The 11,533-nt window shown below is 39.3% G+C and carries 10 protein-coding genes; 8 read left to right on the forward strand and 2 right to left on the reverse strand.

Features of this window, described 5'->3' with window-relative positions:
• The first annotated feature begins 97 nt into the window (after positions 1–97).
• On the forward strand, positions 98–1,522 hold the full coding sequence (locus tag H5122_RS02105; RefSeq protein WP_165744344.1) for a sodium-dependent transporter: 1,425 nt from the start codon (positions 98–100) through the stop codon (positions 1,520–1,522).
• Between the two features lie 112 nt (positions 1,523–1,634).
• Positions 1,635–2,087 (forward strand): hypothetical protein, encoded by a 453-nt coding sequence (locus H5122_RS02110; RefSeq protein WP_182681139.1) that lies wholly within the window; start codon positions 1,635–1,637, stop codon positions 2,085–2,087.
• 72 nt (positions 2,088–2,159) lie between these two features.
• On the opposite strand, the gene glp is transcribed toward H5122_RS02110, so the two are convergent.
• Entirely contained in the window at positions 2,160–3,377 is a 1,218-nt protein-coding gene (glp, locus tag H5122_RS02115) for a gephyrin-like molybdotransferase Glp (RefSeq protein ID WP_182681140.1), read from the reverse strand.
• 96 nt (positions 3,378–3,473) lie between these two features.
• Here glp and modA point away from each other — a divergent pair, with 96 nt between their 5' ends.
• The 3 genes from modA to H5122_RS02130 are packed head-to-tail and all read left to right on the forward strand — an operon-like array spanning position 3,474 to position 5,869.
• Positions 3,474–4,175 (forward strand): molybdate ABC transporter substrate-binding protein, encoded by a 702-nt coding sequence (modA, locus tag H5122_RS02120; RefSeq protein WP_259395738.1) that lies wholly within the window; start codon positions 3,474–3,476, stop codon positions 4,173–4,175.
• Positions 4,162–4,839, forward strand: a complete 678-nt coding sequence (modB, locus tag H5122_RS02125) for a molybdate ABC transporter permease subunit (RefSeq protein ID WP_007375247.1) — start codon at positions 4,162–4,164, stop codon at positions 4,837–4,839. The genes modA and modB overlap by 14 nt, the downstream gene beginning before the upstream one ends.
• A 1-nt stretch (position 4,840) precedes the next feature.
• Positions 4,841–5,869, forward strand: coding sequence for an ATP-binding cassette domain-containing protein (locus H5122_RS02130; RefSeq protein ID WP_182681142.1), 1,029 nt, complete (start codon positions 4,841–4,843; stop codon positions 5,867–5,869).
• On the opposite strand, the gene moeB is transcribed toward H5122_RS02130, so the two are convergent.
• Positions 5,870–6,628 (reverse strand): molybdopterin-synthase adenylyltransferase MoeB, encoded by a 759-nt coding sequence (gene moeB, locus H5122_RS02135; protein WP_182681143.1) that lies wholly within the window; start codon positions 6,626–6,628, stop codon positions 5,870–5,872. It lies immediately after the preceding gene.
• Between the two features lie 288 nt (positions 6,629–6,916).
• On the opposite strand from moeB, the gene H5122_RS02140 reads away from it, so the two are divergent.
• From H5122_RS02140 to H5122_RS02150, 3 genes are read left to right on the forward strand one after another with little or no spacing between them, the layout of a single operon-like run.
• Entirely contained in the window at positions 6,917–8,386 is a 1,470-nt protein-coding gene (locus H5122_RS02140; RefSeq protein ID WP_182681144.1) for a NarK family nitrate/nitrite MFS transporter, read from the forward strand.
• A gap of 13 nt (positions 8,387–8,399) precedes the next feature.
• The gene (locus H5122_RS02145) at positions 8,400–10,142 is read left to right on the forward strand and encodes a bifunctional protein-serine/threonine kinase/phosphatase (protein ID WP_182681145.1); all 1,743 of its coding nucleotides are present in this window, start codon (positions 8,400–8,402) and stop codon (positions 10,140–10,142) included.
• A 9-nt stretch (positions 10,143–10,151) separates the two neighbouring features.
• Positions 10,152–11,345, forward strand: coding sequence for an alginate export family protein (locus H5122_RS02150; protein ID WP_182681146.1), 1,194 nt, complete (start codon positions 10,152–10,154; stop codon positions 11,343–11,345).
• Positions 11,346–11,533 lie beyond the last annotated feature (188 nt).

Consider the following 11,533-nt stretch of genomic DNA (forward strand, 5'->3'; position numbering starts at 1 on the left):
CACATCGATTTTATTTTTACACTGTAATTGCTTGAAAATCTCTGTGTAACACTGGTAGAGTCGCTGAAATATACAAAATAATAAAAAGGTTTCAAGCATGAGCGAAAATAGAGAACGATTTAGTTCCCGTCTCGGATTCATATTAGCGGCGGCAGGTTCGGCTGTTGGTATTGGTAATTTAGTTGGCTTTCCGGTTTCTGCTACTAAAAATGGCGGCGGCGCATTTTTATTAATTTACGCTTTATTTGTCGTATTCATTTGTTTACCAGTCATGATGGCTGAAATGGCAATGGGTCGTAACGCTCAAAAAGATCCACTTGGTTCGTATAAGCTATTATCAAATAATGATAAAAAATGGAAGTTTGCAGGCTTTTTAGCCGTGCTTACGCCATTTATGATTGCTGTATTTTATATGGTAATTACTGTTTGGATTTTTGGCTATTTAACGCAAACAGGCCTAGGTAATTTAGATTTATTAGCAGATCCCGGCCACTTTGGTGTTTTTATCAATAGTTACACTGTGTTTGGTTATATGGCCGTTGTGGTTATTATGGTGAACTTAATTTTATTAGGCGGTGTTAAGCAGGGCATAGAAAAAGCCGCTAAGTTTTTAATGCCCGCCTTATTGGTTATGCTGCTTGCCCTCGTTATTTATGTATTAACGCTTGATAACGCAATGGCCGGTGTTAAATACTATATTATTCCTGATTTTTCTAAAATGAATGCAAGTGTCTTAAATGGCGCATTAAGCCAAGCGTTTTTCTCGCTATCTTTGGGCATGGGTATCTTAATGACTTACGCGTCGTATATTTCTAAAAAGGATGACATTGTAAGTAGCGCTAAAATGGTTGCTATTACGGACTCACTTGTTGCGTTTGTAGCTGGTTTAATGGTGCTACCGGCTATATTTAGTTTTGATCCAAATACAGACCCTGCTGCACTTTCTGACTCGTCTGTATCGATGATTTTTGTATACCTACCTAAAATCTTATTAGCACTGCAAAATGATATTGGCTATGTAGGTGCATCTATTGTTGCATTCTCGTTCTTCTTATTAGTCTTTTTTGCAGCAATTACCTCACTTGTTTCAATAGTAGAAGTCCCGACTGCAACCCTAAGTGACCGCAAAGGTATTAGCCGTAAAAAAGCATTGGGCATCCTTACACTTTCAACCGGCGTACTTACTATTTTATGTACAATGTCGTTTGGTATGATTGACAGCCTTACTTCGTTCACCAGTTATGGCGGCGTTAATAAGAGCTTTTTTGATATTATTGTTGATGTATTTTACGACACAATTTTACCGCTTAATGGGTTAATGGTGTGTTTGTTTGTAATGTACCGCTGGAAAAAAGCACGCTTAACACAAGAGCTAAGCTTAGGTTCGCCTAATTATGCGGGAAGCTTTATGGAAAAGTACGTTAACTTTTCACTTTCAACGTTTATTCCTGTTATTTTAGCTGTGATATTTATTAATACAGTGGCGACTAAGTTTTTCCACTTAAAAATATTTGGCTTTTAAATAGACCTCTTTAAAAGCTTATTGAATAATATAATGCCGCTCAGCTAAGCTCTGCGGCATTTTTTATGAGCGTTTTTTTACAGGTATCTGGTAACTATTAAAAGGATTTAAAATGAATAAAATTATTATTGGGTTTGCTTTTGCTATTTCATCATTTGGCGCATTTGCACAAAGCGCTGATGCTTGGCCAGAAGGCGGTGCAATGCACACTGGCAAAATTTATAATTTAGAGGGCAATAGATACAAAATTAAAATCAGTAAAATGATGGATGAAATTTACCCGCAACTAACTGATGGTTACCAAGTTGATGCAGTTAAAGCACAAATAAAAACATGGGAGCAGTATATAGACGCTACATGTAACGTTGTTGGCATAGCAACGGGTGCAGGTGGTTCATGGCCTTCAACGTATAGTGTTAAATGCGAACGAAGCCTAAGTTATGATAGATACTTTGCAACTAAAAATGCGCTGAAGTGTGTTAATAAACTGAGCGAAGAAGAGTTTGTAGGGCGTAGCGAAAAGTTAAACTGTTTAATTCAAACACTAAATATAAAATTATTTTAAGGTTTGCAGCAGTGCTACAGCTAAATTATAAAGTTAGCTGTAGCGTTTTAAGCTTTATAAAAACTCAATACTTTATAAAAACTCAATACTTACTGTTGCGCCTTTTTCGATATTGCCACTTTGTGCTGGCACTACAATTAAACAATTCGCTTTACTAAGCGACGAAAGTACACCCGAGCCTTGTTTATTAAACGGGGCAACTACTAAGTCACCTTGCTCGTTTGTTGTTGCTGTCCCGCGCTGAAAGTCGGCTCTGCCAGGGCGCTTTTTAATAACGGATGTAGTAACAGCGTTAAAACGCATTTTAGGGTTTACTTCACCAAGACCAGAGAGTTTTTGAAGTGCAGGCTCTACTAACTGATTAAACGTCACAGCAGCCGACACAGGATTACCTGGCAAGCCAAAAAAGTAACTGTTAGCTAGTTTACCAAAGGCAAAAGGTTTGCCTGGTTTCATGGCTATTTTCCAAAAGTGAATATTGCCAATTTCGTTGAGCACTTCTTTGGTAAAGTCGGCTTCACCAACCGATACACCGCCTGAGCTTATTACGGCATCGGCAAGTTCGTTCGCTTTTAAAAATGCATTGGTGATGAGTTCTTTATCATCAGGGATAATTCCTAAATCAAGCACGTCTATATTTTTTTGTTGCAGCGCACTAATAATAACAGCGCGGTTGCTCTCAAAAATAGCGCCTTGTTTAAGCGGCTGACCAGGTTCTATTAGCTCATCGCCTGTAGAAAGCACGGCTATTTTTAGGGTTCTTACCACATCTATATTGGCAATTCCTAAAGATGCCAGTAATCCCACATCAACGGCTTTTAATTTATCCCCTGCTTTTAAAATAACGTCGTCTATCGCAATATCTTCGCCAGCAAAACGCACGTTTTCGTTTAGTTTTGGTTGCGCGGTAAACGTAATTTTATCACCATCAACCGAGGCATTTTCTTGCATTACAACGCCGTTAGCGCCTGGTGCAATGGCGGCACCGGTCATTATTCTTACGCATTGCCCTGGGGTAAGCGTTCCTTCAAAAACTTGCCCTGCAAACACGCTACCTACTTGTGTGTAGGTTAAGCTTTTATCTGAAATACACAGCGCATAGCCATCCATTGCAGAGTTGTTATGAGCGGGTACGTTTATAGTTGATTTAACATCGCTTGCTAAAACGCGATCAACACTTTGCATTATAGAAATGGTTTCAACGTCTTTAATAGGCGCTATTGTGCCAAGTATATTTTGTATTGCAGTTTCAATTGGTAATAAACCGGGTGCATTGCAAACATCGTTCATATATATTGCTTACTTAAATCATTTTATTTTGAAACAATACTTATAATGTCAAAGCTTTACAATACATGGTTGGGTTATTTTTTGTGTGTGATATGCATGTTTTCGTGCAGCGTAAACGCAAAAGAAACGCTGCAAGTAGCCGTAGCAAGTAATTTTAAAACTGTATTGCAAACCCTACTAAAAAAATCCCCATTACCTAATGTTGACGTGAAAATATCAGCCGCTTCTAGCGGTGTTTTATATTCGCAAATAGTGCATGGCGCACCATTTGATGTGTTTTTATCGGCCGACGATTTTCGACCGCAATCACTTATTAAAGAAGGCTATGCTGAGCAAAGTAGCTTAATCACTTACGCGTTAGGCGAACTTGCTTTGTGGCAACCCAAAGCTGAAAAAGTAAACGATAAAGTAGCCATTGCTAATCCGCGCTTTTCACCATACGGGCGTGCCTCAGAACACTACGCGAATAACCATTTTAAAAAGCCAGTAAACTATGTATACGGTAATAATATTACGCATGCGTTTCAGTTTGTGCAAAGTGGTAATGTAGGAGTAGGGCTGGTGGCTGTTTCATCACTAAAGGCAGCTTATAGTAACACGCAAGATCAAAAATATTTAGAGTATACCGTGCTGCCTACCAATCAATATCCCGATATAATTCAACAAGGCGTTATTATTAGCTCGACTAAAAAGCGTGCTAGCGCTAAGCAACTCATGCAATTTTTAATGACGCAGGCTACGCAGCAGCAGTTAATTGAATTAGGTTACAGAATAAAGGACAACAATGCTTCAAAGTGATTTAACCGCGCTGTGGTTAACTATAAAACTTGCCTTTATAACCGCAGTACTTCTTCTTATTTTTTGTATTCCACTGGCTTACAAGCTCGCTGGCTATAACGGTAAATTTAAACCATTTTTAGAGGCATTAATTGCAATGCCTTTAGTGCTACCGCCTACGTTGTTAGGGTTTTATTTACTTGTTTTGTTTTCGCCTGATCACGCTTTTGGGCAGTTTTGGTTTTGGCTAACGGGTACGCAGCTTGCGTTTAGTTTTCAGGGCGTGGTTATCGGCTCGCTTTTTTATTCACTGCCTTTTGTAATGCAGCCGCTTGTGGCTGGGTTTAAACATATTAATCAAACCTATAACGAAGCTGCCATTGCGCTTGGGTTGAGTCCGTTTAAACGCTTTGTGCATTTAATTATCCCGCTTTTAAAACCCAGTATTGGTAGCGCGTTTGCTTTAGGTTTTGCGCATACATTGGGTGAATTTGGTTTGGTATTAATGATTGGCGGTAATATTCAAGGGCAAACACAGGTGGTGTCTATTGCGCTTTATGACCATGTTGAATCGTTAAATTATACGGCGGCGCATCAGCTTTCACTTATTTTACTGGCTATTTCGTTTGCCTGTTTAGTGCTGTTATTTAAGTTTAATAAAAGCATTGTAGGGGTTAAGCAATAACATGATTAAGTTAAGCCTTTTTAAAGCACTCAATAATTTTGATTTAGATATAAACCTTGAACTTGAGTCGTTTAATGTACTCGGTGTTTACGGGCCTTCCGGTTCGGGTAAGTCAACATTACTGCGTTGTATTAGTGGTTTAGAGCCTGCAAAAAGTGTTCATATTAATAATCAGCCAGTGCATGAGTTGCCAAGCGATAAACGCGGTATAACGCTTCAGTTGCAATCGTGCCCGTTGTTTCCTCATTTAGATGTGGCAGGTAATTTAGCGTTTACACAAAAACACTGCGGGAATAAACAAACCAGCTTAACGCTTCAATACGTTGTTAAAACACTTGAATTACAAGACTTACTAAATCGTGATGTACAAAGCTTATCGGGTGGCGAGCGCCAACGTGTAGTATTTGCGCGCACTTTGCTTGCCGGTCAGAAATTTATAATGCTTGATGAGCCTTTTAGTGCGCTTGATTGGTCATTGCGTTTTAAAACGCTCACTAAACTCAATGAGTTAGCCGTTAAGTTTAATATTAAATTTATAATAGTAAGTCACTCATTAAAAGAGCTGCTATTTTGCTGCGATATCCTTATTCAGCTTGATAAAGGTAAGGTGATAAACCAAGGTGCAAGTGCACACGTTGCAAAAGCTATTTATGCAAACGATAGGCAAACACCGCTGAGCTTAATTAATTACAATGTGGTTAAATTTGATGAAGACTACGGGCTATATCAACTGCAATTACAGCAAAGTGAGCAGCCGCTTTTTGTGCTTCCTGCACTTGTAGATAGCAGTAATAAGCTAATTATAGAAAGTGAGCAAATGTCGTTTAGTGCGTTAAAGCCTGAGCAAACAACGCACAGTAATGTTTTAAAGTCGGTATTAACTCAAGCTGAGCTTATTAATAATAAGTGGCAGCTAACGCTTAATGTAGATGGGCAAACATTGTATTGCTTGGCATCAAGACGAGTGTGGGACAAAAACGACTTTAAAGTGGGCGATGTGCTTTATACAACAATCAGTAATCTAGAATAACTAAATGCTGCACACCGCACATTGACTGTTTTTAGCTATTTTAAAACGATTAAACTCCATGCTTAAACCATCCACCAGCAATAAGTGCTCGCTTAAGCCACTTGGCAAACCAGCAAGCATTTTTAGCGCTTCAGTAGCCTGAATACTGCCTATTAGCCCAACAATTGGGGAAAGTACGCCGGATTCAGAGCAGCTTTGTGTTTGTTCACTAAAAAATTGTGATAAACAGCCATAACAGTGGCTGTTTTCATCCATAGTAAAACACGCGACTTGTCCTTCCATACGTATTGCAGAGCCTGACACCAGTGGAACTTTAGCTTTAAAACAGGCGCTATTAAGTGCATTGCGCGTTGCTAGGTTATCTGAGCAATCAATCACTATATCAATGTTATTAAATAGCTGTTCTGTAGAGGTATTTACATCAAAAAATGCCTCAATGGTTTTTATATCTATTTCACTATTAAGTGCGCTGAGCTGTTTTTTTGCAGCACTGCATTTTGAGCTACCAATATCACTTTCTTTATACAGTATTTGCCTTTGCAGGTTGGTCACGTCTATTTCATCGTTATCAACTAAGGTAAGCGTGCCAACGCCAGATGCCGCTAAGTATTGACCTACCGCACACCCAAGCCCACCCACACCAATAATTAAAGCATGCGATTGCCATAGTCGCTCTTGTCCGTCTATATCAAGCTGCGGGAGCATAATGTGCCGAGAATAGCGCAGTTGCTGCTGGTATGTTAGCGGTGGTTTTTGCATTTTTAAACATCTCATACTTTTTTTGAACAATACCAATTTGTTAAATCCTAGAGCAAGTAGTAACGCTTTTTATTTGCACTGTAACAGCCCATACCCCCTCACTCATATAGTGCAACTATAACGTATTAAAATAATAAATGCATATAACCAACTGAAATATATGATTTTTAATTAGTGGCTCAGTAATTGCTGTATTGTGTTAACTAAAATTTAACAAAGTTTGGGCTGCTACTCATATAAAAGAGTGGGGCATTTATAAAACAATAATACGTTTACGAGGAAATAAACATGCAACCGAGTTCTGGATTTAACTTAATATCCTTTAAAGGAAAAATCAAAGTATTACATCTGAGTTGGATGGTCTTTTTTGTGTCATTTTTTGTATGGTTTAACCACGCTCCTTTATTAGGTACAATTGCGGGCTCGCTTGGTATTACCATGGCACAAGTTAAAACATTACTAATTTTAAATGTAGCGTTAACTATTCCTGCCCGTGTTGTGGTGGGTATGCTGACCGATAAATTTGGTCCCCGGATTGTTTATGCCGCGCTACTTATTACCTGTAGTATTCCGTGTTTTATGTTTGCTATGGCAACCACATTTGAACAAGCCGCTATAGCGCGTTTTGCGCTAGGCTTTATTGGTGCTGGCTTTGTTGTGGGCATTCGTATGGTGAGTGAATGGTTTCCTGCTAACGAGCTGGGCATAGCAGAAGGTATTTATGGCGGCTGGGGTAACTTTGGTTCAGCAGCAGCGGCTATGTTATTGCCAATTATTGCACTTATGTTTGGTGGCGAAGATGGTTGGCGTTACGCAGTAGGTTTAACGGGTGTATTAAGCGTTATATTTGGTATTATTTGGTACTTAAATGTAACCGATACACCAAAAGGCGGTACATACTTTAAGCCTAAAAAAGTAGGCGCAATGGAAGTAACCAGTAAAGGCGACTTTGTATTACTTCTTATTATGAAAATCCCTATGTATGGTGCACTAGCATTACTTACTTGGAAGCTTTCACCAACCGGTGCTAACCTAATTTCGGCTAACTTTGTACTTGCCGTGTATGCTTTTTTAGTTCTGCTTTATATTTACGAAGTGTATAAAACCTTTGACGTAAATGGTCATATTTTTAAAGAGCCTGTACCTGAGTCGCATCGTTATGAGTTTAAGCAAGTGGCTGTTTTAAATATTTTATATTTTACAACTTTTGGTTCTGAGCTTGCGGTTGTATCTATGTTACCGCTATTTTTTATGGATGTGTTTGCGCTTGATATGGTGTATGCGGGTATTTTAGCCTCAGCTTATGCATTTATGAACTTAGCATCTCGCCCAGGTGGCGGTTGGATTTCAGATAAATTAGGTCGTCGTATTACCCTTATTGTACTTACGACAGGTCTTGCTGTTGGTTATTTTGTAATGGGCTTGGTTGATGCATCTTGGCCTTTATGGCTTGCAGTTGTTGCGGCTATGGCATGTTCGTTCTTTGTGCAAGCAGGTGAAGGCGCAGTATTTGCTGCAGTACCGCTAATTAAGCGTCGTTTAACTGGGCAAATTGCAGGTATGACAGGGGCTTACGGTAATGTAGGTGCAGTAGTGTACTTAACGGCATTGTCACTTGTTGATTATCAAACCTTCTTTTTCATTATTGCGGGTAGTGCATTACTTGGCCTAGCTGCACTGTTTTTTATGAGAGAACCAGATGGCCATATTACCGAAGTAAATGAAGACGGCACCGTTGAACTTATTTCAGTGACTTAAGGCATTATTGACTATGTTTGATGAGACACTCCACGCTAAATCGCTAAAAAATGAAATCAACGTTTCATTTGGCGGGCACAGTGCTAAAGGGTTAAAAGCAGAAAACCAAGATGCGTTTGCAGCTCTCAATACTAAAGCGCAAGAAAAAGAGTCTAAAGGCGTTATTGCCTGCTTAGCCGATGGGTGTTCATCAGCAAAAAATGCTAAACAAGCGTCCCAACTTTCGGTTACTCATTTTATAAATGAGTATTTAAATACCCCTGAAAGTTGGGCGGTTAAAAAGTCAGTGTCGAAGGTGTTAGCAAGTTTAAATCAGTGGCTTTATTCGCAATCAGTTAATTACAATCACTTAGGTCAGCGCAAAGCCGATTGGATGACGACTTTTACAGCACTTATTTTAAAGTCGGCAACGGGTTATATATTTCACTTAGGTGATACGCGTATTACTCGCTTGCGAGGAAATAAAATAGAGGCAATAACACGGGATCACAAAGTAAACGATACGCTAACGCGTGCACTTGGCGCGCAACTTCATCAAGAAATAGATGTATACGAAGTTGACCTAAAAGCAGACGATATTTATATATTAACCTGCGATGGCGTACACGATGTGCTTTCACGTAGTGATATAGCTAAATTAATTAACGAGCACACTAATTTAGAAAATGCAGCTAAAGCAATTACCGAACTTGCATTAGCGCGAGGCAGTGACGACAACGTAAGTTGCTTACTGGTAAAAGTAGAAAATATTGCCGAGCAAAAGTTAGATGAACTTTATCATTCGCTAACACGACGAAAAATTCCACCAGCGCTTAATGTTGGGCAAAAAATTGATGACTACACGGTTATTCGTAAATTACATGCCAGTAGTCGCTCGCACATTTATTTAGTGCAACAAGCGCCCGATATACCGCCAGTGGTTTTAAAAGCACCTTCGGTTAATTTTGAAGACGATGTGCACTACCTTCAAGGCTTTATAAGAGAAGGCTGGGTAGGGCAACGCATAAACCATTTAAACGTGATGAAAGTGCTAAGTACGCAATCGCAGAGTCGTTTTTTGTATCATATTTGTGAGTACATGGACGGGCAAACACTCAGTGATTGGAAGCACGACGTGCCGCACCCAGAAATAACCCAAGTACGCAGTATTATTGAACAAATAGTACATGCACTAAGGGCGTTTCAGCGACTCGATATGGTGCATCGCGATTTAAAACTCGATAATGTAATGATAGATGCGCACGGTAAAGTAACGCTCATTGATTACGGCACAGTAAGTGTTGCGGCTATGGACGAGTCGGTTAAACAAATTGCGGATGATTGCCCGCAAGGCACTGCCGACTACACCGCACCCGAAACACTTATTACTATGCACGCCGATTTTAAAAGTGATTTGTTTTCACTTGGCGTGATTGCATATGAGTTATTGTGCTCAAAATTGCCTTATAAACCACTGCCACTTAACCACGTAGCGCCAAAAGATTACAGCCATTGGCACTACACAAGTATTCGTAAATACAGAGCCGATATTCCGTTTTGGTTAGATCAAGCCCTTATGAAAGCGCTTGCCCCTAAACCTGAGCTCAGATACCAAGCTTTTTCTGAGTTTATAAACGATATCAACAAACCTAATCCTTATTTAGAAAGTACCGCTAATAAAAGTTCAATAATGAAACGCGATCCAGTTATGGTGTGGAAATGTATTTCGCTGTGTTTATTTATTGCTTTGGTATGTGTATTAATAATTAAAACTTAGAGAACTAAAATGCTTAACTATAAGAACAACTTACCTATTATTTTTATACTGGGTTGCTTCACTGCGCCTTCAATAAGCCAAGCTTCGCAAACTGATCTTGATTTTAGACTGCGTTTTGAAAGCGTTGATCAAAACAATGCCTTAAAAGATGCAAGCGGCTTAACACTTAGAACCCGCTTAACGCACCAAACAGATGAGGTGAATGGTTTTTCAGCCCTTATTGAAGTAGAAGACACCCGCAGCCTATTGGGCGTAGATGATTACAACAATACGGTGGGGAAAAATACTAATTACTCTGTTATTGCCGACCCAGAAAACACTGAGATAGACCAAGGTTTTGTTAAATATGCCCGCGATGGTCTATCGCTAAAAGTAGGGCGCCAAGTAATAGCCCTTGATGGGCAGCGTTTTGTTGGGCACGTAGGTTGGCGCCAAGACAGGCAAACCTTTGATGCAGCAACCATTAATTACGCATTTAACAACATCGATTTACAGTACAGTTATTTAAATAAGCGTAACCGCATATTTGCTGACGATAAAGACATTAAATCGTCCGATCATCTAATTAATGCAAGCTTTAAAACAGACTACGGTAAAGTGGTTTTATACAGTTACTTATTAAGTGACGATGCACTACAAGACGACAGTTTAGATACTTATGGCGTTTATTTTAACGGTAATAAAACCCTAAACGATATAAATTTTTATTACAAAGCGGAGTATGCAACGCAGTCTGCCTCAACAAGCGTGAGTGATTTTGATGCTGATTACTATGCACTTGAAGGCGCTGTGGATTTAAATGGGTTGGGCATAAAAACAGTAACTTTAAAAGTCGGCATAGAGTCACTTGGCTCTGACAATGGCGATTACGGGTTTGCAACACCGCTTGCCACGTTACATAAATTTAATGGTTGGACAGATACGTTTTTAAATACACCCGCACAAGGCTTGGACGACACTTACATAAGCTTAAACGGTAAAGCGTTTGACGGAAAATGGCTGGTGGCTTATCACAGTTTTGATGCTAATGAGCAATCAAATGGGGTTGACGATTTGGGTACTGAACTAAACGTACAATACGTTAAACCTATTAATAAACAATACGCAGTGGGTGTTAAATACGCTGATTACTCAGCGGGCGATACTGCTGCTAATAAAGTCGATACTCAAAAATTGTGGGTATGGATGAGCGCTAAATTTTAATCCTCTTTATCTTCTAATATTCACTTGTAATTTATAGCGACACAAGATGGTGCAATTGCACCATCTTGTGGGGCTTTATGCTTTCCACCTCTGCACCAATGTAGGCAACCTACTGATTTTATGTGCTTATATATTTGGCTTACATATTGCTATAACAAACCTATAACAAATTATTCGATTTCAGTTTT

The organism is Pseudoalteromonas sp. SG43-8 (assembly GCF_014164245.1).
Lineage (GTDB): Bacteria > Pseudomonadota > Gammaproteobacteria > Enterobacterales > Alteromonadaceae > Pseudoalteromonas > Pseudoalteromonas distincta.

Excerpts from the sequence above, each read along its gene's own strand:
- modA (WP_259395738.1), top strand. The coding sequence starts at position 3,474 with ATGTTTTCGTGCAGCGTAAACGCAAAAGAAACGCTGCAAGTAGCCGTA.
- glp (WP_182681140.1), bottom strand. The coding sequence starts at position 3,377 with ATGAACGATGTTTGCAATGCACCCGGTTTATTACCAATTGAAACTGCA.
- H5122_RS02150 (WP_182681146.1), top strand. The coding sequence starts at position 10,152 with ATGCTTAACTATAAGAACAACTTACCTATTATTTTTATACTGGGTTGC.
- H5122_RS02105 (WP_165744344.1), top strand. The coding sequence starts at position 98 with ATGAGCGAAAATAGAGAACGATTTAGTTCCCGTCTCGGATTCATATTA.
- H5122_RS02110 (WP_182681139.1), top strand. The coding sequence starts at position 1,635 with ATGAATAAAATTATTATTGGGTTTGCTTTTGCTATTTCATCATTTGGC.
- H5122_RS02145 (WP_182681145.1), top strand. The coding sequence starts at position 8,400 with ATGTTTGATGAGACACTCCACGCTAAATCGCTAAAAAATGAAATCAAC.
- moeB (WP_182681143.1), bottom strand. The coding sequence starts at position 6,628 with ATGCAAAAACCACCGCTAACATACCAGCAGCAACTGCGCTATTCTCGG.
- H5122_RS02140 (WP_182681144.1), top strand. The coding sequence starts at position 6,917 with ATGCAACCGAGTTCTGGATTTAACTTAATATCCTTTAAAGGAAAAATC.
- H5122_RS02130 (WP_182681142.1), top strand. The coding sequence starts at position 4,841 with ATGATTAAGTTAAGCCTTTTTAAAGCACTCAATAATTTTGATTTAGAT.
- modB (WP_007375247.1), top strand. The coding sequence starts at position 4,162 with ATGCTTCAAAGTGATTTAACCGCGCTGTGGTTAACTATAAAACTTGCC.